General features: G+C 47.3%; 21 protein-coding genes and 1 riboswitch. Of the genes, 19 read left to right on the top strand and 2 right to left on the bottom strand.

Annotated features, from left to right (window positions below; genetic code table 11):
- Positions 1–65 precede the first annotated feature (65 nt).
- From BUA78_RS06385 to BUA78_RS06340, 10 genes are all read left to right on the top strand, one after another.
- Positions 66–3,710 carry a DNA polymerase III subunit alpha gene (locus BUA78_RS06385; protein WP_072912154.1) on the top strand — a complete coding sequence of 1,215 codons (3,645 nt, stop codon included), beginning with the start codon at positions 66–68 and terminating at the stop codon, positions 3,708–3,710.
- 104 nt (positions 3,711–3,814) lie between these two features.
- Positions 3,815–4,483, top strand: a complete 669-nt coding sequence (locus BUA78_RS06380) for a TrkA C-terminal domain-containing protein (RefSeq protein ID WP_072912151.1) — start codon at positions 3,815–3,817, stop codon at positions 4,481–4,483.
- Between the two features lie 90 nt (positions 4,484–4,573).
- On the top strand, positions 4,574–4,804 hold the full coding sequence (gene mtrB / locus BUA78_RS06375; protein ID WP_072912148.1) for a trp RNA-binding attenuation protein MtrB: 231 nt from the start codon (positions 4,574–4,576) through the stop codon (positions 4,802–4,804).
- Between the two features lie 169 nt (positions 4,805–4,973).
- Entirely contained in the window at positions 4,974–5,165 is a 192-nt protein-coding gene (locus tag BUA78_RS06370) for a putative signal transducing protein (protein ID WP_072912146.1), read from the top strand.
- 30 nt (positions 5,166–5,195) lie between these two features.
- Complete coding sequence (accD, locus tag BUA78_RS06365; protein ID WP_072912143.1) at positions 5,196–6,047, top strand: acetyl-CoA carboxylase, carboxyltransferase subunit beta; 852 nt, start codon at positions 5,196–5,198, stop codon at positions 6,045–6,047.
- Between the two features lie 12 nt (positions 6,048–6,059).
- Positions 6,060–7,004, top strand: a complete 945-nt coding sequence (locus BUA78_RS06360) for an acetyl-CoA carboxylase carboxyltransferase subunit alpha (protein WP_072912140.1) — start codon at positions 6,060–6,062, stop codon at positions 7,002–7,004.
- Between the two features lie 88 nt (positions 7,005–7,092).
- Positions 7,093–8,055 (top strand): 6-phosphofructokinase, encoded by a 963-nt coding sequence (gene pfkA / locus BUA78_RS06355; protein WP_072912137.1) that lies wholly within the window; start codon positions 7,093–7,095, stop codon positions 8,053–8,055.
- A 28-nt stretch (positions 8,056–8,083) separates the two neighbouring features.
- Positions 8,084–9,835: a pyruvate kinase gene (gene pyk, locus BUA78_RS06350; protein ID WP_072912135.1), complete on the top strand. Its 1,752-nt coding sequence runs from the start codon at positions 8,084–8,086 to the stop codon at positions 9,833–9,835.
- 266 nt (positions 9,836–10,101) lie between these two features.
- Positions 10,102–10,701 (top strand): DedA family protein, encoded by a 600-nt coding sequence (locus tag BUA78_RS06345; protein ID WP_072912132.1) that lies wholly within the window; start codon positions 10,102–10,104, stop codon positions 10,699–10,701.
- Positions 10,702–10,941: 240 nt separating this feature from the next.
- Entirely contained in the window at positions 10,942–11,871 is a 930-nt protein-coding gene (locus BUA78_RS06340; protein WP_072912129.1) for an SGNH/GDSL hydrolase family protein, read from the top strand.
- 28 nt (positions 11,872–11,899) lie between these two features.
- Here the strand turns inward: BUA78_RS06340 and BUA78_RS06335 are convergent, their stop codons facing one another.
- Complete coding sequence (locus BUA78_RS06335) at positions 11,900–12,127, bottom strand: hypothetical protein (RefSeq protein WP_072912126.1); 228 nt, start codon at positions 12,125–12,127, stop codon at positions 11,900–11,902.
- A gap of 295 nt (positions 12,128–12,422) precedes the next feature.
- Here BUA78_RS06335 and trpE point away from each other — a divergent pair, with 295 nt between their 5' ends.
- From trpE to BUA78_RS06290, 9 genes are all read left to right on the top strand, one after another.
- Positions 12,423–13,949 carry an anthranilate synthase component I gene (gene trpE, locus BUA78_RS06330; RefSeq protein ID WP_072912124.1) on the top strand — a complete coding sequence of 509 codons (1,527 nt, stop codon included), beginning with the start codon at positions 12,423–12,425 and terminating at the stop codon, positions 13,947–13,949.
- Positions 13,930–14,511 carry an anthranilate synthase component II gene (locus BUA78_RS06325; protein WP_072912122.1) on the top strand — a complete coding sequence of 194 codons (582 nt, stop codon included), beginning with the start codon at positions 13,930–13,932 and terminating at the stop codon, positions 14,509–14,511. Before trpE ends, BUA78_RS06325 begins: the two co-directional genes overlap by 20 nt.
- 25 nt (positions 14,512–14,536) lie before the next feature.
- Positions 14,537–15,574, top strand: coding sequence for an anthranilate phosphoribosyltransferase (gene trpD / locus BUA78_RS06320; RefSeq protein ID WP_072912119.1), 1,038 nt, complete (start codon positions 14,537–14,539; stop codon positions 15,572–15,574).
- A complete protein-coding gene (gene trpC, locus BUA78_RS06315; protein WP_072912117.1) occupies positions 15,571–16,383 on the top strand; it encodes an indole-3-glycerol phosphate synthase TrpC in 813 nt (270 codons plus the stop codon). The genes trpD and trpC overlap by 4 nt, the downstream gene beginning before the upstream one ends.
- A complete protein-coding gene (locus BUA78_RS06310) occupies positions 16,358–16,993 on the top strand; it encodes a phosphoribosylanthranilate isomerase (RefSeq protein ID WP_072912115.1) in 636 nt (211 codons plus the stop codon). The genes trpC and BUA78_RS06310 overlap by 26 nt, the downstream gene beginning before the upstream one ends.
- Positions 16,980–18,170, top strand: a complete 1,191-nt coding sequence (gene trpB, locus BUA78_RS06305; RefSeq protein WP_072912113.1) for a tryptophan synthase subunit beta — start codon at positions 16,980–16,982, stop codon at positions 18,168–18,170. Before BUA78_RS06310 ends, trpB begins: the two co-directional genes overlap by 14 nt.
- Positions 18,167–18,988, top strand: coding sequence for a tryptophan synthase subunit alpha (trpA, locus tag BUA78_RS06300; RefSeq protein WP_072912110.1), 822 nt, complete (start codon positions 18,167–18,169; stop codon positions 18,986–18,988). Before trpB ends, trpA begins: the two co-directional genes overlap by 4 nt.
- Before the next feature lie 195 nt (positions 18,989–19,183).
- Positions 19,184–19,930: an RNA polymerase sigma-I factor gene (sigI, locus tag BUA78_RS06295; protein ID WP_072912107.1), complete on the top strand. Its 747-nt coding sequence runs from the start codon at positions 19,184–19,186 to the stop codon at positions 19,928–19,930.
- Positions 19,923–21,035, top strand: coding sequence for an anti-sigma-I factor RsgI family protein (locus BUA78_RS06290; protein ID WP_072912104.1), 1,113 nt, complete (start codon positions 19,923–19,925; stop codon positions 21,033–21,035). The genes sigI and BUA78_RS06290 overlap by 8 nt, the downstream gene beginning before the upstream one ends.
- A gap of 60 nt (positions 21,036–21,095) precedes the next feature.
- On the opposite strand, the gene corA is transcribed toward BUA78_RS06290, so the two are convergent.
- Positions 21,096–22,064 carry a magnesium/cobalt transporter CorA gene (corA, locus tag BUA78_RS06285; RefSeq protein WP_072912101.1) on the bottom strand — a complete coding sequence of 323 codons (969 nt, stop codon included), beginning with the start codon at positions 22,062–22,064 and terminating at the stop codon, positions 21,096–21,098.
- 164 nt (positions 22,065–22,228) lie between these two features.
- Positions 22,229–22,396: riboswitch (M-box (ykoK) riboswitch) on the bottom strand.
- Positions 22,397–22,442: the final 46 nt, after the last annotated feature.

Here is a 22,442-nt window from a genome sequence, read left to right as displayed (position 1 = left end):
TTTTAGACCCAAAAGACGGGTCGCCGTGATAAAATGTTAGTATTGGTAGGAAAAAGGAGTGAGTGGTGCTGGATAAACAATTTGTGCACCTCCATCTTCACAGTGAGTATAGTTTACTGGATGGGGCAACCAGAATTAACCAGGTAGCCAAGCAAGCCAAGGAAAGTGGTATGGAGGCATTAGCCATTACCGATCATGGTTGTATGTTTGGCGTAGTGGATTTTTATAAAGCGTGCCATAAAGAAGGAGTCAAGCCCATCTTGGGTTGTGAAGTGTATGTGGCACCTCGCCGCCGCACGGATCGTACCCCTAAATTGGATGACCAGCCTAACCACTTGGTATTGTTGGCCGAAAACCAAAGGGGTTATCAAAATTTGCTGAGGCTGGTGTCCCTGGGCTATACGGAAGGTTTTTATTATAAGCCTCGCGTGGATAAAGAATTGTTAGCCCGTTACCATGACGGAATTATTGCCCTAAGCGGTTGTCTGGCCGGAGAAGTGGCGGATAAAATAGTCAATGGTCAACCAGACAAGGCCCGTCAGTCGGCCCGGGAGTTGGCAGATATTTTCGGACCGGGTAATTTTTTTCTAGAAATGCAGGATCACGGTTTTCAGGAACAACGGCAGGTTAACCGTGGCTTACTAAGTATTAGCAAAGAGCTAAAAATTCCTCTGGTGGCCACCAACGATGTACACTACTTGAAGCGAGAGCATGCGGAAATTCAGGATGTTTTACTTTGCATCCAAACCGGTAAGAGTATCAACTCCGCGGATCGCATGAAGTTTGACTCCCAAGAAATGTACCTGAAAGATTACTATGAAATGAACCTGTTGTTCGGGGAAATACCAGAGGCTCTTAGCAATACTGTGAGGATCGCGGAACGCTGTCAGGTAGAACTGGAGTTTGGTAAGCTGCACCTCCCCTATTTCGTCGTGCCGGAGAGCTTTTCAGCGGCCTCTTATCTGAGAGAAAAATGTGTAGCCGGAGCCATCAAACGCTATGGCCACTGCACCGGTCCGGTGCAGGAGCGCCTGGACTACGAGCTACAAGTAATCGGCCAGATGGGCTATGAAGAATATTTTCTAATTGTCTGGGACTTTGTTAAATATGCCAAGGATCAAGGTATTGCCGTAGGACCTGGCCGGGGCTCCGCTGCGGGCAGCATCGTGGCCTATGTATTAGAAATTACCAACATTGATCCATTGCAGTATGGATTGTTGTTTGAGCGGTTTTTGAATCCAGAAAGAATTTCCATGCCGGATATTGATATAGACTTCGATTATGAGCGTCGGGGTGAGGTCATTGAATATATTGTCCAGAAATATGGCACGGAACGGGTAGCTCAAATCATTACCTTTGGTACCATGGCTGCCCGGGCGGCCATTCGGGATGTGGGGCGAGCCTTGGATATGCCCTATGGTGATGTGGATAAGGTGGCTAAACTGGTGCCCATGGAGCTTAATATGACCATCGCCAAAGCCCTGAAAAACTCCCCCAATTTAAACAATGTCTATGAGCAGGACGAAAACGTCAAACGGCTCATTAACACCGCGGTAGAACTGGAGGGAATGCCCCGGCATGCTTCCACCCACGCTGCCGGGGTGGTGATTTCCCGGGAACCGCTGGTGGAGTATTTGCCTTTAAATAAAACTTCCGACGGACTGATTACCACCCAATTTCCCATGAACACAGTAGAAGAATTAGGTCTTTTAAAAATGGATTTGTTGGGGTTGCGTAACCTCACGGTGATCGGCGAAGCCATTTTGATGATTGAAAAACAAACAGACAATCAGCTTGATATCAATACCATTCCACTGAATGACCAAGCCACCTTTGATATGTTGACCAGAGGGGAAGGTATTGGTGTCTTCCAGCTGGAAAGCAGCGGCATGCGCAGTATCCTGCGGGAACTTAAGCCGAACGCCTTTGAAGACATTATCGCTTTGGTGGCACTGTACCGACCGGGACCTTTGGGCAGCGGTATGGTGGAGGATTTTATTCAGCGAAAGCATGGGCAAACCCAGGTGGATTATTTTCACCCAGACCTGGAAGCTGTTCTTAAAGAAACCTATGGCGTGATTTTGTACCAGGAACAAGTAATGATGATTGCCCGCATTATGGCCGGTTATTCCCTGGGACAAGCAGACTCTTTACGGAAAGCTATGGGGAAGAAGATAGCCCAAATTATGGCTATGCATCGGCAGTGGTTTGTCAGTGGAAGTTCCCTGGATGAAAAGGGCAAGCCCCTGAAATATCCCATTGCAGGGTCGGTGGCGCGGGGTTACGACAAACAGTTAGCAGAAAAAATGTTTGATCTGATGGAGTACTTTGCCGGCTACGGCTTTAACAAATCTCACTCCGCTGCCTACGCACTGGTTTCCTATCAGACGGCTTATTTGAAGGCCAATTACCCGGTGGAATACATGGCTGCTTTACTAACTTCTGTCCGGGATAATACAGATAAAGTGGTGCTTTACATTGAAGAATGCCGGCGTATGGGCATTCAAATGCTGCCGCCGGATATTAATCATAGTTTGGAGAATTTTACAGCCACCCAAGGTGCCATTCGCTTTGGTCTGGCAGCGGTGAAAAATGTGGGTTGGGGAGCGGTACAAGAGCTCATCCAGGCTCGCCAAAAAGGTGGCCCCTTTACTGGTTTTTCTGATTTCTGCAGCCGGGTGGATACCCGCGTGGCCAATCGGCGAGTACTGGAAAGTTTAATCAAGGCGGGAGCCCTGGACATTTTTGGTCACCGGGCACAACTTATGGCAGGTCTCGATACCGCTATCGAATTCGCAGTGCGGGCTCAACAGGACCGAGAAAATGGACAAGTGAATCTATTTGACTTAATGGCCGACAGCCCTCAGGAAGATTTGCAGGTGAGACTGCCGAAGGTTTCCCCCTTTACTTCCAAACAGCAATTAGATTATGAAAAGGAAGCTCTGGGACTGTATATCTCCGGCCATCCTCTGACAGAGTTTACTTGGCTGCTGGAATCCTTGGAAGTGCAGCGGGCAGCAGATCTGCTGGAAATACCGGACGGTCAATCCCTGTTGCTAGCGGGTATGATTTCTACGGTTAAACGGATTACTTCCCGCAAGGGGGATCCCATGGCCTTTGTCAGTGTGGAAGATGTAACAGGTGCTTGCGAAGTGATTGTTTTTCCCGAGGTTTACCGCCGCCAAGCCAGCATGCTCGATTTGCGAGATCCACTGCTGATCAAGGGTCGGTCCAGCAACAATGGTGAAGAAGCCAAGGTGTTGGCGGAAGAAATGATTCCCCTGGACAGTATGCAGCTAGAACTATGGTTGCAGGTTGACGATGACCCGGAAAGAATTAACTCGGTCGAAGCAATATTGGGACAAAGCAAGGGAAATACACCGGTTATTATCTTTCATCAGACCACGAGAACGCATCGACAATTGGCAGAGTGTTTATGGGTCAATCTGCAGCCCCAGCTTAGGAAAGATTTAACAAAACTTTTGGGTGAAGAGAATGTTAAACTACGTTGTTTAACTCCCTTGAAAGTTCCGCTGGCAGCTACCAGAGAGCAACGGAGCAGAATGACGCAGGGAGGTAGGCCCCGGACTCCGGAGCCAAACAAGCCAGTAAAAACGGTGAGCAGGGAGAGACCACGACAAGGACAGTCGGGCTCCCCTACCTTTGATCCAGATACGTACTTGGTACCCAATAGTTTGTTAGATATATAAAAGCAAAAGCCAAAGGCTATCAAGAGCCAATGGCTTTTTGTATGTCTGGATGGATATTAACACAAAATAAGGGACTGGGCAATTTTCTACCGAGGGGTGATGATGTGAACTTAATCTTCTTGGTGTCCTTTATTTTAGTGCTGTTTATTCTTGTGGAAATTTCTGCTATTGTTTTGAAGTTAACCGGTATGGATTTACCCATGGCTCGTTTTCAAGCCCTTTCGGCCCTGGTAACGGTGGGCTATACTACCTCCCATTCCGAAATTGTGGTAAGGCACCATGCCCGGCGGCGAATTATTATGGTTTTGATGGTGTTGGGCTACCTGGGTACAGCCACCATTGTGACAGTCTTAATCGACGTTATGCGTCACCCCCTGACCTTGGTCCAGGTCGCTACCGCCATCATGATTTTTTTAGTGGTCATTAGTTTGGCTTCCAGCCGCCAATTTCGTGGTCACTTGGATAGAGGCATCGAACGGCAGCTATCTCGCCGCTATAGAATGGAAAAACAAACTGTTGAACAAGTGCTTCATTTAAATCGGGAATACGGGGTGGCAGAGGTTATTTTACAAGAGAATACGATTCTCACCGGGAAAACCATTGCAGAAAGTAAAATTAGAGATAAAGAAATTTTTATTTTAGCCATTGAACGTCAGGATGATTTCATCCATTCACCAAGGGGTAGCCAACGACTGCAAGCAGGGGATAAGCTGATAGCCTATGGTAAGATGCGTAACCTTCACCTGCTACTTTGTGCCGACTGCACTGGATAAAACAAGGCTGGGCTTTCCAGCTTGTCAACCAGGGTTAAATATGATATGATGTAAGCTGTAAAAATGAGGAAATTTTTGAGGTGGTCACAGATGGCAGATAACAACCAGATTGGCGGCGACTATGTTGTTATTAAAGCATTGGAAAATGGTGTTACGATTATTGGTTTAACCAGAGGTGGGGCAACTAAGTTTCATCATTCCGAGAAATTGGATAAGGGTGAAATCATGATTGCTCAGTTTACTGAGCACACTTCCGCCATTAAAATTCGTGGACGGGCGGATTTAATGACTAAACACGGGCGTATCCGGACAGACGAATAAAATGCAGCATTAGCGGAGAAGCTGATTTGACGTGAGGCATCAGTATCCAGAGATTAAACTCTGGATATACTTATTTTTGTAGGGAAAAAGAGGAATACCCAGGGATTTAATAGAAACAAACATAAATATGATTTACACTATCTAAATGTAATTTGAGGGGGCTTATGGTGTGTGGACGGTGGTATATATTGCGCCCAACAAAAAACAAGCCGAAAAATTACAACAAGCGCTTTCGCAGGAGGGCTTGCTTGTAAAATTACGCAATATCGGACTACCGAATGGTAATGATAATGGATCGGTAGAAATTTTGGTACCTGAATCCGAGGTTGACGAAGCATTAGAGATTATTAACACAATATAATCGTCTGCTAAGTTAAGGGAGAGGTGAGTTTTGGCTTTAGATATTTTTCGTAAAACCAAATATGTAACCGTACGACCAGAGGGTAACCAAACAGAAAAAAGGGATATTCCCGAGGGTTTATGGGTTAAATGTCCACGCTGTAATGAAATCCTGTATACCAAAGAATTGGAAAAAAACTGTAAGGTTTGTCAGAAGTGTAATTACCATTTTCGTCTTAATGTCCAGGAAAGAATACGCATGACGGTGGATGAGGGGTCTTTTCAAGAGCTTGATCATGAGTTGACTACTATAAATCCGCTAAATTTCCCCAACTATAGTGAAAAGATTGCAGATGTGCAAGAAACCACTGGTCTAAAGGAAGCGATCCTGGCTGGTGAGGCTACCATAGAAGGGAACCCAGTCATGATCGGTGTGATGGATTCCCATTTTATTATGGGTAGCATGGGCTCTGTAGTGGGGGAGCAAATTGCTCGGACGATTGAAAAGGCGATCGAACGACGCTGTCCGGTGCTTCTCTTTTCCACCTCCGGTGGAGCAAGGATGCAGGAAGGGATTCTTTCTCTAATGCAAATGGCTAAGACTTCCGCTGCTTTGGCCAAGCTGGATGAGGCGGGGTTGTTGTTTATTTCGGTCTTTACCGATCCCACCACTGGTGGCGTTACTGCCAGTTTTGCTTCTTTGGGAGATATTATCATCGCAGAACCAGGGGCACTGATTGGTTTCACCGGACCTCGGGTGATTGAGCAAACCATCCGTCAAAAACTACCGGAGGGTTTCCAAAGAGCAGAATTTATGCGCCAACATGGGATGGTGGATATGATTATCAACCGTCTTAAGTTACGAGATACATTGGCCAAGATTCTTTCACTCCATCAGGTTTAAAGGAGGCCAAGAATGGCACTTGATTTTGAACGGCCCTTGCTGGAGCTTGAGGCTAAAATCGAAGAGTTAAATCGTTTTACCCAAGAAAAAGGTATTGATTTTTCCGAGGAAATTGCCCTCTTAGAAAAAAAATCCAGAGACATGAAAGAGAATATCTACAGTAATCTAAGTCCCTGGCAAAAGGTGCAAATAGCCAGACATGCTGCTCGGCCCAACACCTTAGATTATTGTAAAGCCCTTTTTACAGATTTCTTGGAACTACATGGTGACAGACTGTTTGGGGATGATCCTGCGATACTGGGAGGCCTCGCCCGTTACAAAGGAATTCCGATTACGGTAATAGGACATTTAAAGGGCCACGATACCAAAGAAAATGTTCAACGAAATTTTGGCATGGCTCACCCGGAAGGGTACCGTAAGGCCTTACGATTAATGAAACAAGCAGAAAAGTTTGGTCGCCCGGTAGTTTGTTTTATTGATACTGCTGGTGCCTACTGTGGCATGGGCGCCGAAGAACGGGGCCAGGGAGAGGCTATTGCCAGAAATCTCATGGCGATGTCCGCCTTAAAAGTGCCGATAATTTCTGTGGTGATTGGCGAAGGTGGCAGCGGGGGTGCATTGGCTCTGGGTGTGGCCAATAAAATCCTAATGCAAGAACATGCCATTTTTTCTGTTAGTTCTCCGGAAGCTGCAGCCAGCATTCTCTGGAAGGATGGCAGTAAAGCGAAGGAAGCGGCAGAGGCTTTGAATCTTACGGCGGAAGATTTATTGCGGCTGGGGGTTATTGATGAAATCCTTCCAGAACCCCTGGGTGGGGCTCATAGCGATTTAACCGCTACCTACAGCCTATTGGACGAAGCTCTGGAGCGCCATTTAAAGGAATTATTACAACAATCCACGGAACAGTTGGTTGAGATGCGCTATGCCAAATTTCGTTCCATGGGACAAACAGGATAAAAATAATTTAGATAAACCTGGATAAGCCTGCCGCGAAGCGGCAGGCTATAGGTGTATAACCCTAGTATTTGAAGGAGGAGTTAAGCGGGTGCAGAGGATTGGTGTTTTAACAAGTGGCGGCGATGCCTCGGGCATGAACTCCTGTATTCGGGCAGTTGTCCGCAAGGCCATTTACCACGGCTTGGAAATTATCGGGATCAACCGAGGCTATAGTGGTTTTGTCGATGCTGATATGGGTCCGATGAATTTAGGCTCTGTTGCTGACATTATCGGCAGGGGCGGCACCATTTTACATACAGCCAGGTCAAAGCGCTTTCAAACCAAAGAAGGCCGGGCTTTGGCCTTTGAGAATGTGCAGCGCTTTGGGGTACAGGGATTGGTGGTTATTGGCGGGGATGGTTCCTTTACCGGGGCCAGTATTTTTCAACAGGAATATGGAATACCGGTGATTGGGGTACCGGGAACCATTGACAATGATATTGCCGGTACAGACTATACCATAGGCTTCGATACGGCAGTTAATAATGTGGTAGAGGCCATTAATAAAATCCGTGATACGGCAACCTCCCATGAGCGGACCTTTGTTATTGAGGTCATGGGTCGCAATTCTGGTAACATCGCTTTAGCTGCGGGCTTAGCTGGAGGGGCCGAAAGCATCTTAATTCCTGAGATACCTTTTAATGTAGAAGATATCTGCAAAAAACTATTGAGTGGGATTAAAAGGGGTAAGCTTCATTCGGTAATCCTGGTGGCTGAAGGTGCAGCCAGTGGAATAGAAATTGGCCAGGAAATTAAAGAGTTTACCGGTTTTGATACCAAGGTTACCATCCTGGGTCATTTACAACGAGGCGGCAGCCCCAGTGCATTTGACCGAATTCTCGCCGCCAGGTTAGGCGCCAAAGCGGTAGAATTACTAATGGCTGGGGAAACTAACAAAATGGTTGGTATGAAGGCCGGGGAGATTGTGGCCAGCGATTTATCCGAAGTTATCGGCAAGGCAAGCCCGATTAATAAGGAAATGTACGAATTGGCCAAGATTCTCTCTATCTAAGTTTTTCTAAACGACAGGGGGTTCTTCCATGAGGCGGACAAAGATCGTTTGTACCATTGGGCCTGCCAGTGAAAATGTAGAAACGTTAAAGAAAATGATGCTGGCTGGCATGAATGTAGCCAGACTCAATTTTTCCCATGGTACCCATGAAGACCACGGCAGAAGGATCGCTGCTATCCGCCAAGCTGCGGCAGCAATTGGTAAAAATATTGCCATTATGCTAGATACCAAGGGACCGGAAATCCGTTTAAAAACCTTTGCTCAGCCACCGATTACTCTAGAAAAAGATCAGCGGTTTACCCTAACCACCCGGGATCTGGTGGGGGATAATACCATTGTTTCTGTAACCTATCTGGATTTACCCAAGGATGTGCAGCCAGGCAGCCGTGTAGCAGTGGCAGACGGCTTAATTGAACTGGAAGTAGAAGCGATAGACGGACAGGATGTACACTGCAAGGTAATTAACGGGGGACAGCTTTCCAATCAAAAAGGTGTTAATCTACCGGGCGTTAATGTTAATTTACCTTCTATTACAGATCGTGATATTGCCGATATTCGCTTTGGATTGGAGCAAGGAGTAGACTTTATTGCGGCTTCTTTCATCCGTAAAGCAGCTGATGTTTTAGCCATCCGTCAAATTGTCGAAGAATATGGCGCAGATGTGGATATTATTGCCAAAATCGAAAGCAGCCAGGGTGTGGATAACCTCGATGAGATCATTAACGTTGCCAATGGTATCATGGTAGCCAGAGGAGATCTAGGGGTAGAAATTCCTGCCGAAGAGGTACCAGTTTTACAAAAGACCATGATTGAAAGGTGTAACCTTGCCGGTAAACCAGTGATTACCGCCACGCAAATGCTGGAGTCCATGATCCAGAACCCTAGACCTACCCGGGCTGAGGCCAGTGACGTGGCGAATGCCATTTTTGATGGCAGTGATGCCATTATGTTATCCGGTGAAACTGCTGCGGGCAAATACCCGGTGCAGACAGTAGAAACCATGGCACGTATTGCCCAGCGGGCAGAGTTAGCGGTAGACTTTGATGATTTGTTGGTGGCCCGGGGGGCAGTTATCCAAAGAACCGTTACCGATGGTATCAGCCATGCTGTGTGTACCCTGGCTAAGGAATTGGGTGTAACCGCTATTATCACAGCCACGGCCAGCGGTCATACTGCCAGAATGATTGCCAAGTATCGCCCCAAGGTAAATGTGATAGCTGTTACTCCGAGGGATAAGGTGCTCAGAAAACTGTGCCTGGTATGGGGTGTGGAACCTCTGCCCATCAGCGATGTTACCGGTACTGACGAAATGATTGCCAGTTCAGTAGATGTTTCGCTGGCTGCGGGGCTTATTTCTGGCGGAGATTTGGTAGTAATAACCGCTGGTGTGCCTGTTGGTGTTCATGGTACCACCAACATGATGAAGGTACATACCGTCAGTACCATTTTAGCTAAGGGCACTGGCATTGGTCGCCGTAGTGTAACCGGCAAAGTGAGAATTTGCCAGACTGCTGAAGAAGCTTTAGCTAAGGTACAGCCGGGAGATATCTTGGTGACCATGGCCACTGACCGCGATTTTGTGCCGATTATGGCAAAAGCAGCCGCAGTGATTACTGAAGAAGGCGGTTTAACCTCCCATGCCGCCATTGTTGGCCTGGAGTTCGGTATTCCGGCCATTGTGGGAGTGGAGAATGCCACAACTCAGCTGACTGATGGTGAAGTAATTACCGTGGACGGGCAGCGAGGGTTGATTTACGGTGGAGCGGCTAGGGTGTTGTAAGGATTTTGTTGGTTGATGTTCCGAGGTTTAACGTAATAGTTGCCTTCGTATAGGACATGCCATTTGTTAAAAAGAATCGAGTAAAGGTAGCCAAGTGACTGAGGGCCGTGGCTGATGGCCAAAATTGGACTGTTAAAAGTTTTCAGAGTTACCCAATAACCTGTAAACCACCTGCATTTTTGCTGCAGGTGGTTTTTGTATGTTACAGAGACAAATATTAATGCTGCTTTTTTGCCATAATAAGCTGGGGAGGGGGAGAGACTGCTTTGGTTGACCGGATTTTGGATATTTTCACAGGGTTGGGGTTACCAGGCTTATTTGTTGGCATCTATTTGGAAGCTTTGGGACTTCCTTTTCCTGGCAGTGTATTATTGGCTTTGATCGGCTTCTTGTCCCGGCAGGGACAATTGAATATCGTTTTGGCTTGGCTGGTATCAATGTTGGCCTACATTCTTGGCTCCGTATCAGCCTTTTCTATTGGACGCTATCTTGGCGAACCCTTTCTAAAAAAATGGGGTAAGTATATTGGTGTAACCCCGAAACGTTTTGCCAGGGCCCAGGAACTTCTAACCAACTCTGCCCCGGGCTATATCATTGGGGGGAGATTTTTACCCACGGTGGGCAATATAACTCCCTATGTGGCGGGCATCAGCGGTATTTCTATGAAAAAATTTCTGCTTTACGATACTATCCACGCGATACTTTGGCTAACCACCTTTTTAGGGGCAGGTGCCTTGCTGGGTAAAGGCTGGCAAAAGTTTGTCAATGGGTCCTGGGTTACTTGGCTGGCAGTGGCTGGGGGACTGTTGTTAGCGTTTTATTTGGTTCGGCATCTGTGGTTAGCACCGCAGAAGAATAAAGTTTAGTGCTATACGTAAGGGCAAACTAGGCCTTCGCCTACTTGGTGGAGACTAGTTTTTCTAGTTTGGCAAAGCGAAAAGTATGAAACTTTCCGCTTTGCATAAGGGCAAACTAAGCTTCCGCCTGCGTCTAAAGACTTGGCGTACCCTATAAGGCACAAGCAAGCTAAGTTTTTCTAAGAAGGAATTCCCTTATCGTAAGCGAAAAGATAAATAAGGTTTTCCTAAAGAAGGAGGTTTTGACAGATGATTCAAGTTATCCAAGCGGATTTATCTAAGCTTGGTTTGCAGCATCAAGAGCAGGAACAGGTGTTAAAGGCTGAGGATTTTAGGGATCAACAGTCGCCGATAGATAGCATCAGAGTTGTTACCAGAAAAGCTTTTAAGACTGCTGAAACGAAAAGGCTGCAGTCTTTGTTTATTCCGGTGATCAACTCGCGGCAAAAAGAAATCTCACCGGATACCCTGTCACAGGTTATGGTTGCCGAGGCCAGAAGGCACCTATCCTTGAATCTAAGTATTCGGGATATCACCTTCGCCTTGGCAGATGAAGCTGGTGTACAGGCCTTTCAAGGAGTAATCGAGCGAAAAAAAATAGTTTGCTTGGGAGACAGTATCACCTATGGTTACCCCGATGGACCGGATTACTCCTGGGTCAAGGTGGTGGCCGAAGCTACCGGGTGTAGGTTGATCAACCGGGGGATCAATGGAGAAACTACCGGCCAAATGTTGGCTCGTTTTGCCAGTGATGTAGTTGCCGAAAATCCGGCTTATGTTATTTTCGCCGGAGGTCATAATGATGGCTGGATGGGCATAGCGATAAGGGAGGCAGAAAACAATATCCGTCAGGTGGTGGAACTGGCACTGCAGCAGGGGATTTGCCCGATCTTGGTTTTGCCTTCCCCGCTCAATATAGAACAGCTCCTGCAAAACTTTCAGGGAACACGGGAGGATGCGGAAAAATATAACCATTCTTTGCAGCAAATTAGGAAGTGGATTGCTCAATATGCTGCGGACAACGAGCTTTTTACCCTGGATTATTATTTGCCCCTATTAGATAGTACAGGTCAAGGGATGCCCCGTTTGTTGCTAGATGGAGGTCACCCTTCCCATGAAGGTTACCGGGTGCTGGGGGAAGCGGCCATTCAGCAATTGCAGGGTAGGTTGCATATGTAAAAACCCCCGGTTACCCAGGGGTGACAAGTTATTTTCCTAATACCTCACGCAACGCCAGGATGTGCCGGCACTGAAAGGTTGGGTCCATCCGGGAACGCCAGCGGAAGGTGCAACAGTCGCAGCTAGTTAACGTGGTGGTCAATTCCCAGCGACAGTCTGCTTCAATCACGGAACCTCGATCCTCCCCAGTGACATACACCACTAAATTTCCTACTGCGTAAGGCTCAAATAATGTTATGCTTTTTTTATCTGTCAACTTCTAAAGCCACCTTTCTGCTATACCATGTCTATAATAGGTTATGCAGTAGAGATAAAATTTCCTTCCAAATAGTCCTAATTTTTTTAAGATACTTTTAAAAAATAGATTGACTAATCTATCCTGGTGTGCTAATTTTTAGAGTAAGTTTAGTGATTTATGAGATGAGTTTGAGAATAGTTGAGTTAAATAGTTGAGATGAGATTAGCTGAGGGTAGCAAAGTTATAAAGTGAGTTTATAATCGGCGCTCATTCTTTGAGCTGCCGGTTTTTTGTTTTTTGGAGGTGTCTGAAGATGTATAATCCCCCCCTTAAGAATTATTGCCGTTTGAGTGAAGAGTATAATTTGATTCCTGTTTACCGGGAATACCTGATGGATACTGAAACGCCAGTGTCACTCTATGGCAAATTATCACCCACGGGACCCAGTTTTTTGCTAGAAAGTGTAGAGGGAGGTACCCACTTAGCTAGGTATTCCTTTATCGGCCTAAACAGTTTGCTGAATTATCAATTTCACCAAGGTTGCGCCAGTTATCGGGGTACAGTGGGCAGTGCCAAACTACACGGGGGTCCGCTGGAGGCTTTAAAGGGCCTGCTAAGTAGGTTTCGCTCCCCCCAGATGCCAGGATTGCCCCGCTTTACTTCCGGTATGGTGGGATATTTTAGCTATGACTTGGTTCGTTACCTGGAAAAATTACCGGATCTGCAAAAGGAGAGCCTTTGTTTACCCCTTTGCCAGATGATGCTGCCAGGGGTAGTGTTAATCTTTGACCATGTCAAGCGTACCCTCCTAATCGTTGCTAACCTACCTCGACAAGGGGCACCGGAAGATACTTACCAGCAAGCCATTGCCACCATTGACCAGATGGCTGAAAGGATTTTTCAAGCCCCACAACAGTATGCCCAGAACCCTCTCCCAGAAGTTCTGCCCTGGGAAGAAGAAGAAAAACTCTACCGAGAACTTGCCAATTCTTCCACAACTACCAGAGAACAGTTTGAGGGATCCGTCAAAAAGTCCTTGGAGTACATTCGGCGCGGTGATATCTTTCAAGTGGTCTTATCCCAAAGATTCAGCCTTCCTTTCTCAGGCAGTGCTTTTGAACTATACCGGAGGTTACGGGCCATTAATCCCTCCCCCTATCTCTATTATTTTAATTTTGGTGACACCTATTTGGTTGGGGCATCACCGGAGATGCTGGTACGTCTGGCAGGAAATCAACTTTATAGCCACCCTATTGCCGGAACCAGGCCCAGGGGAGCCAATGAGCAGGCAGACCAACAGTTGGCTCAAGAATTGCTGGAAGACGAAAAGGAAAGGGCCGAACATCTGATGCTGGTAGATTTAGGGCGCAATGATTTGGGAAGAGTTTGCCAGCCGGGAACTGTTGAAGTTTCCCGGTATATGGAGGTGGAACGTTATTCCCATGTCATGCATTTGGTATCGGAAGTGAGAGGGCAACTAGAGCCAGATGGCCAGCAACTGGAGGCATTGGCCGCTTGCTTTCCAGCGGGAACTGTCTCTGGGGCACCTAAAATTCGGGCCATGGAGATTATCGAGGAATTGGAGCCAATACAAAGGGGGATTTATGCCGGCGCGGTGGGTTATCTGGATTTTGCAGGGAACATGGACACAGCCATTACCATCCGAACCGCTGTCATTCATCAGGGAAAGGCCTATTTCCAGGCCGGGGCAGGTATTGTGGCTGATTCTGACCCCACGAAAGAGTACCTGGAAACGTTACATAAGGCTAGGGCCATGGCAGTGGCTGTTCTGGCCTGTCAGAGGGGAGGGGAGCTTAAGAATGCTGGCGGTAATCGATAATTATGATTCTTTTACCTACAATCTGGTGCAGTTAGTCAGGGAATTAGGGTGGCTGGTCAGAGTTCACCGAAATGATGCCGTTACCACAGAAACCCTGCTGGACCCAATGTATAGCGGCGTACTGATTTCACCCGGACCGGGCAGACCCGAAGATGCAGGAATTTGTCTGGCTGCGGTACGGCATCTGCTAGGAAAAAAACCCATTTTGGGAGTTTGCTTGGGTCATCAAACCATTGCGCAGGCACTGGGGGGGCAAGTAATACTAGCTGGCAGGATAATGCACGGCAAAACCTCGGTCATTCTCCATGACGGACGGGGTATCTACGAAAATATTCCTCCATCATTTACCGCCGCACGCTATCATTCATTAACTGTAGAGGAGGAAAGCCTGCCTGACAATCTAACCATATCTGCCAGAACACCAGAAGGAGAGGTGATGGGCATCCGGCATAGCCGATATCCGGTGGAAGGGGTTCAGTATCACCCGGAATCCATAGCCACCCCCCAAGGAAAAGCCTTGTTAAAGAATTTTCTAAAGCAATGCCAAGTTGAGAAGAGTTGAGGGAGACGAGAAGGAGGAGAGATGAGTGATTAGTGAAGCCATTAAAAAAGTAGTGGCCGGAGAAAGTCTGTCTGAAAATGAGGCCAAACAAACCATGGCTGAGATTATGGAAGGCTTGGCTACCCAGGCACAAATTGCTGGCTTGTTAACAGCCCTTCATCTAAAGGGGGAAACGGTGGAGGAAATTACAGGTTTTACCCGTACCATGCGGTCCAAAGTGACGCCGGTAGCTACCCAGCGCCGGAGAGTGGTAGATACCTGCGGTACCGGTGGGGACGGTGCTAACACCTTTAATATTTCCACCGCCAGTGCCTTTGTACTGGCGGGTGCAGGATTGCCTGTGGCCAAACATGGCAACCGTTCAGTTTCCAGCAAGTGCGGTAGTGCCGACGTGCTGGAGTACCTGGGAGTAGCGGTTAGCCTTACTCCTGAGGAGGCCGGCCATTGCCTGGATAAAGTGGGTATTTCCTTCCTTTATGCCCCCCTACTGCATGGGGCAATGAAACATGCCGCCGCCCCCCGCAAAGAACTAGGGATTCGTACAGTATTTAATATTCTGGGCCCCCTGACCAACCCGGCCTTTGCAGAAAGGCAGGTACTGGGAGTTTACAGTGCGGATTTGGTTCCGGTGTTGGCCCAGGTGTTAGCCAATTTGGGCAGTAAAAAATCCTTTGTTATTCATGGCTGTGGGGGTGTGGATGAAATTTCCTTGGCTGGTGCAGCCCTAGTCTATGAAGTGGCAGATGGTAAGGTTAGCCGGATGACCTTAGACCCGGCGGAGTACGGACTGCCGCGTTCCCCGGTGGCGGCATTGGCTGGGGGAGATGTCAAAATGAATGCAAGAATTATAAAGAATATTTTAGAGGGTGCTTCCGGCCCCCGGAGACATGCGGTTATTATCAATGCGGCTCTGGGCCTAATAGCGGGTGGTCTGACCAACGATCTAGCTGTGGCTGTTCGCTTGGCCGGGGATGTCATAGATTCAGGCAAGGCTCGGAAAAAACTTAAGGAACTGGTAGAATTCAGCCAGTCTTTGGTGGGAAGGAGGATAGCAGCACGGTGATTTTAGAACAAATTGTAGCGGCAAAAAAACAAGAAATTCGAAAGCTGCTATCCCAGCTAAACAGATCTCAAATGGAAAAGGAAATTAGTGCCTTACCACCGGCTCGCAATTTTCAACAGGCCCTTAGTGACGGAAACAACGTGAAGCTGATTGCCGAAATAAAACACCGCTCCCCGACAAAAGGAGTACTCTGTAAAAATTTTAACCACCGCCGGTTGGCTGTCATTTACCGGGATCATGGTGCGGCAGCCGTATCTGTGCTGACGGATAGCCCTTTTTTTGGCGGGCACCTAAATTATCTACCAGAGGTTCGTCAGACCATCGAGCTTCCCTTGTTAAGGAAGGATTTTATCCTAGATCCGTTACAGGTTTATCAGAGCAGGCTGTTTGGAGCCGATGCCATTTTATTAATTGCTGCGTTGCTTAAAGAAGAGGAGCTTAGCTACCTAACCAACCTAGCCCGGGATTGCGGCCTGCAAACGCTGGTGGAGGTGCATACTGCCGATGAATTACAGTGGGTATTGGATTTAGGAATCAATATGATTGGTATCAATAACCGGGATTTGCAGAGCTTCCAGACTGATTTGGCTGTTACAGCTCGGCTAATGGAGTTAATCAAGCGGCCAGACATTACCGTGGTTAGTGAAAGTGGTATTCATTCTTCCCAACAGATGAGGTTTCTTCAAGAACAGGGAGTTAACGCTGCGCTGGTGGGAGAGGCCTTGGTTAGTTCAGAGGATATCCCTGCTAAAGTACGAGAACTGGTGAAGGGAGGTGGCACTGTTGACGGATCAGTCTGTACGCATTAAAATTTGCGGTTTGCAGGATGCACCCACAGCACTGGCCGCAGCTAAGGCTGGAGCCGATGCCATCGGTTTGGTGTTTGCTCCATCCAGACGCCGGGTGACCCCGGAGCGGGCCAGGGAGATATGTCAGGCTTTGCCACCCCTGGTGACTCGGGTGGGGGTCTTTGTGGATTCTCCGGCAGACGAAGTACGGCAGATCGCCGACTTTTGTGGCTTAGATAGCATTCAATTACACGGGCAAGAAAGTCCGGGTTATTGCCGTCAATTGAGTCTGCGGTGTATCAAAGCCATTCCTGCCAGGGATCGCGTTACCCTGGAACGGGCTAATGACTATCCGGTTAGTGCTATCCTAGTGGATACCTTTATACCAGGAAGCATAGGGGGCAGCGGCCAAACCTTCCATTGGCAATTACTGGAGGGACTCTCCTTAAAAGCCCCCCTAATCCTGGCAGGGGGGCTCCATCCTGGCAACGTAGGGCGGGCTGTGGCGTTGGTCCGTCCTTATGGGGTGGATGTTTCCAGTGGGGTAGAAGTGAACGGCCAAAAAGATAGGGTATTGATGAAAGCATTTATTCAACGCGTTAGGGAGGTGTGTGTCGGTGCCGCCGGATAAAAGGGGTTATTTTGGTTCCTATGGGGGAACCTTTGTACCGGAAACTCTTATGCCAGCCCTTGAAGAATTAATCATGGCCTACCAGAAGGCCCAGCAACAACCGGATTTCCAAAGGGAAGTGGCCTATTATTTAAAACATTACGTGGGAAGGCCCTCACCAATTTATTTCGCAGCGACCCTTAGTAAGCAAATCGGTGGGGCAGACATTTACCTAAAACGAGAGGATCTAAATCACACCGGGGCTCACAAAATTAATAACACAGTGGGTCAGCTTCTGCTGGCTCGCCGCATGGGTAAACAACGCATTGTGGCGGAAACCGGAGCGGGGCAACACGGGGTAGCCACCGCTACCGTGGCGGCTATGCTAGGGATGAAATGTGTGGTCTACATGGGCGAAGAAGATATGTACCGCCAGTCTCCCAATGTTTTTCGTATGCGATTATTAGGTGCCGAAGTGGTAAAGGTAAGCTCTGGCAGCGGTACCCTGAAGGATGCCATGAATGAGGCCATGCGGGACTGGGTAACCCATGTCAGGGACACCTTTTATTGCATTGGTTCGGTGGCCGGTCCCCATCCTTATCCGATGATGGTACGGGATTTTCAAGCTATCATTGGGCTGGAAGCCCGGGAGCAAATGTTAGATCAACGGGGAACTTTGCCGGATTGCGTGGTGGCCTGCGTAGGAGGGGGTAGTAATTCAATGGGAATGTTTTACCACTTTTTACCCCATAAACAAGTAAAATTGGTAGGTGTCGAGGCTGGCGGCCTGGGGTTGCAAACTGATCGACATGCCGCAGCGTTAAGTGCCGGTCGTCCAGGTGTACTGCATGGTTCCTACAGTTATCTGGTGCAAGATGCAGAGGGGCAGATCAGCCCGGTTCATTCCATATCGGCTGGATTGGATTATCCCGGCGTGGGACCGGAGCATAGTTACCTAAAAGACAGCGGGAGGGTGCAATACATCGCGGTTAGCGATGAGGAAGCACTGGATTCCTTTCACCTACTCTCTCGTACCGAAGGGATCTTACCCGCCTTGGAGAGCTCTCATGCTCTGGCCGGTGCTGTTAAGCTGGCGGCTCAAATGAATAACCAACAAAGCTTGCTAGTTTGCTTGTCCGGCCGGGGTGACAAGGATGTGCATACGGTGGCTAAAGAAATGGGGGTGGCATTGCCATGACCGGAATTGAACACCTCTACCAAACCTTTACAATGTTAAAAAAGCGTCAGGAGAAGGCACTAATAACCTATCTAGTGGCCGGTGACCCAGACCTTAAAGCTACCGCCCGGCATATTGAAGTAATGGCTCAGGCGGGGGCAGATGTAATTGAATTGGGAATTCCCTTTTCAGATCCTTCAGCGGATGGGCCGGTGATCCAACGGGCCTCTGCCAGGGCTCTTAGCAAAGGCACCCATTCGGCCAATATTTTGCAGATGGTGTCCGAGGTCAGACAGCGGGTGACCATCCCACTGATTTTCATGTCTTATTATAATCCGATTTTACAGTATGGTTTAACACAATTTTGCCAGGATGCAGCACAAGCCGGGGTGGATGGTGTTATTATACCGGATCTACCTGTGGAAGAAGCAGGCCCTTTGGCAACTGTTGCTTTGTCCAAGGGGCTGGCTGTTATTCCCCTGGCTGCACCTACCAGTACCAGGCAACGGTTGGCTAAAATTGCGGCCCTGGCCCAAGGGTTTATCTACTGCGTTACGGTGACTGGCATTACGGGTACCAAGCAGGTGGTTACCGGGGAAATCAACGGATTAACGCGCCAAATAAAAGAATTTACGGAACTTCCTGTGGTGGCTGGGTTCGGTATTGCTACACCAGAACAGGCGATAGCGGTGGCCCAACATTGTGACGGTGTGGTGGTGGGCAGTGCCTTGGTGCGATTAATAGAGGAACTAGGGGAAAACAGTCCCCAGGCGGTGGCCGATCTAACCAGGCAATTGAAGGAAGCCCTTACTATGGAATATATTGGTGCGCCAGGATAAAAGTTTGCGGGTTGTATCATATTGTCAAACAAGGTAAAATAAAGTTATCTTTGTCCCCTGCTTATTGTATAGGTTAGGGGATTTTTTATTACCGATACCCTCCAGTTTACCCTTCAAAAAGAATCGTGGCTTCGTATTATGAAGTAGAAAGTAAACCAGGAGGGAGCAGTTCGGGGTCAGGGGGAGTGACCACGTTTGACATTAGAGCAACCCACGGCACAGTACCTGAACCAGGCCAAACAAGGGGATGCAGAGGCCAGAGAGAACCTCTTGGCAGAGGCGCGATCTTTTGTTTTAAGTACTTGTATAAGATATTGTAATCGTCCTTTAGAGTGGGGCCGGGATGATGAATTAAGTATTGGACTGATGGCCTTTAATGAAGCGATTGATCGTTTCGAAGAAGAGAGAAATATCCCATTTGTAGGGTTTGCCAGGTTAGTAATTAAAAGTCGATTATCAGATTATTTTCGCAGAGAGGCCCGGCACAAGCACCAACCATTGGAATACCAAAGGGCCGATCAAGCCCCCGTACAATTGGAAACAGCCCAGGCCTGGGAAAAATTTTTGCTTGCAGCAGAGGCACAGGAACGACAAGAGGAAATCCTAGAATTTCAAAAAGAGCTTCTTGTCTACGGTATTAGTGTTAGTGAATTGGTAGAAGCTTCACCTAAACATAGAGATTCGAGAGACAATCTGATTACCGTGGCCCAGCAGGTAGCTGATGAACCAACCTTACTGGGGCATTTACTGCGAACAAAGCGGTTGCCGGTAAAGGAACTGACATTACTGTCCGGTTTACATCGGAAAACCATAGAAAAAGGACGTCGCTATATCATTGCCATGGCACTTCTATTATCGCAGAAGGAACGTTTTATCTATTTATTCTCCTACTTAAAACTAACCAGTTGGTCAGCAGGAGAGGGGGGCAGTCAGAGTGGTTAAGGGTATATTGTTGCAACTGAAGGGACCCTTTGGTGTGGTCATGACAGCGGACGGACGTTTTGTCCGAGTTTTAGTAACGACAAAGGACTGTACCCCCGGCCAGGAAGTGGAGGGCAGAGAGCTTACACTTCCGTCCCTCAAGCAGGGCCTCGCTGTGGCTTCGGTCCTGCTAATACTTATAACGGGTTTATGGGCTAACTTCATGATCAACCCTGCTGTTGCCTATGTAGCACTGGATATTAACCCCAGCCTGGAATTGGCTGTCAATGACACTGGAGTAGTCATCGGGGCCAAGGGTTTAGATCAGGATGGGCGGGATTTACTGGCACAAGTACATCCTAAAAAGTTGGAAATATACCGAGCTGTGGAATTGCTGGTAGAAGGGGCAGCTCATAGCCATTATCTGAATGATAGGAATAACGTAGTATTAACTACTGTCACTTCTCTTAAGGAAAATGCAGTGGTGATCGATGAAGAGAAGCTGCAGATGGCTGTAAAGAAGAAGGCCGAAGAGCTGACAGCCCCTGTGAAGGTAGTTTCCCAGCAGGCTACCATCAAAGAACACAAAGAAGCCGATAATCGGGGGTTATCGGTAGGGCGTTATTTAATCTATCAGGGTAGTTCTGGCAAAGGGAAAGAAGTATCCCTTGAAGAGGTAAAGACAAAGGGCTTGGGTCAGTTGGAGAAGGAAAAGGGCATTAGGCTAGAACAGATGTTACCCCGGGCAAACTTTAAAGGCAAGGTATGGATAACACCCGTAGCGAAGAAACAGGTGGAGAATCCAGCAGCTAATAAAGAAAAAGGGATGAAAAAGCAGGAACCGAAGAACGTTCAGGATAAACCTAAAGTAGATAGTAAAGTAATGAAGCCAATTCGAGAAGAAAAAGAGTTGGAGGATAAAAAGAAAGATAATAAGGAAGACAATAAAATGCGACGAGATGACCGTCGCCATAATCATTTAAACGATACTAAAAATGATAAAAAATCCGATAAAAAACAAACGAACGGTTCTGATAAGGGAAATAAAGATAAATGGAAAGATAGAGACAAGGATAAAAACGATCAGGAAAAGCGACAAGACTCTAAGTATCGCAAGGATGATTGATATGCAAGGCCCGCGAAAAGGCATCTGCCAAGTGAATTGGCAGATGCCTTTTTAAGCTAACTACATCCATTTCTTTTGGCGGAAAAGTACTACCATCCACAATGAAACCATAATTAAGCCCATGGTAATGCTGACTGTAGACCAGACAGATTCTTGATCCGGCAAAGGCACGTTCATACCGAAAAAACCGGTCACAAAGGTAAGGGGCATAAAAATGGTAGAAATTACAGTTAACACCCGCATGGTCTCGTTGGTTCGGGCACTAATAATAGAAGAATACGTTGCTAGGGCGCCGTCTACCAGATCCTTATAGCCATCAATGGTGTCCGATATTCGCTCTAAGTGATCCTTTAGATCTAAATAGTAGGGGTGATTATCTTCATTGACGATAAAGGAACTGCCGGTTAGATTATAAAAGATTCGTCGTTGAGGTGTAATGGCCCGACGCATGGTTAAAATGGTTCTTTTCAAGGCTAAGAATTCGTCAGTGGTTTCCCGACTGGGTCTTTCATAAATCTCGTCCTCTAAGTCTTCAATACGATCGCCGATGCGATCCAGTACAGGAAAGTACTCGTCCACTAAACCATCAATGATGGAATAGAGAAAAAAATCACGACCTTTATCAGAAACTTTAATGTCCGTTAGACAAATCTTAGCTAAGCGACCAAGGCTGGGCAGCGTATTCTTATGAACGGTAACAATATAGTTTTCACCCAGGAAAATGTTTAGCTGTACCAACATAATTTCCTCGTCACGTTCTTCATTATAACGAATGGCGTGAATTACCAAGAAATGATAATCGTCATAACGATCTAACTTAGCTCTGGGGCTGTAATGCATGCAGTCTTCTACAGCTAATTCGTGGAAATCAAAGGCATTGGCCATATATTTAATTTCCTGTTCGGTAAAGTTGTATAGATCCACCCAGAGCATATTCTCTTTATTGGCCAAAATCGGGTGCAAATTGTCCAAACTGATATCATGCCGCATGTCTTGGTTCTTATTATCGTATAGATAGGTTTTAATCAAGGGACTCACCTCCAAGGATTCAGGGTAAGAATGAAGAAACAATATCTAAAAAATTGCGCAGGATACGGATCGTCCACTCTTACCACCTCCCCTTGGTGACAAAAAATAAAAAAACCTTCAGGCAAAATGCGAAGGTTAAAAACAAACCCTAAAAGGGCATATTCAGCCTTCTCCACTCGTACAAGCTTTAGCACATACATAGCTAGGGTAGATTAACCCAGCCACATTAGGTAAAACCTTAATCCGGTAGAACCTGTTGGCCCGTTAGAGTCTCTCGACAGTCCGGGCAGTGGCATGTGTCTATGTAGAAGCCTCACCTAACGAAGAAACTATTCCCTTACTTAAAATATAGGACAAACAAATCTGCATGTCAACAAA

It is taken from the genome of Desulforamulus aeronauticus DSM 10349 (assembly GCF_900142375.1).
Classification (GTDB): Bacteria; Bacillota; Desulfotomaculia; order Desulfotomaculales; family Desulfotomaculaceae; genus Desulfotomaculum; species Desulfotomaculum aeronauticum.
The sequence above is the reverse complement of the archived record's forward strand: the minus strand, read 5'-3'. Positions and strand labels throughout refer to the sequence as shown.

Excerpts from the sequence above, each read along its gene's own strand:
- BUA78_RS06360 (WP_072912140.1), top strand. The coding sequence starts at position 6,060 with ATGGCACTTGATTTTGAACGGCCCTTGCTGGAGCTTGAGGCTAAAATC.
- trpA (WP_072912110.1), top strand. The coding sequence starts at position 18,167 with ATGACCGGAATTGAACACCTCTACCAAACCTTTACAATGTTAAAAAAG.
- trpE (WP_072912124.1), top strand. The coding sequence starts at position 12,423 with ATGTATAATCCCCCCCTTAAGAATTATTGCCGTTTGAGTGAAGAGTAT.
- pyk (WP_072912135.1), top strand. The coding sequence starts at position 8,084 with ATGAGGCGGACAAAGATCGTTTGTACCATTGGGCCTGCCAGTGAAAAT.
- mtrB (WP_072912148.1), top strand. The coding sequence starts at position 4,574 with ATGGCAGATAACAACCAGATTGGCGGCGACTATGTTGTTATTAAAGCA.
- BUA78_RS06325 (WP_072912122.1), top strand. The coding sequence starts at position 13,930 with ATGCTGGCGGTAATCGATAATTATGATTCTTTTACCTACAATCTGGTG.
- BUA78_RS06340 (WP_072912129.1), top strand. The coding sequence starts at position 10,942 with ATGATTCAAGTTATCCAAGCGGATTTATCTAAGCTTGGTTTGCAGCAT.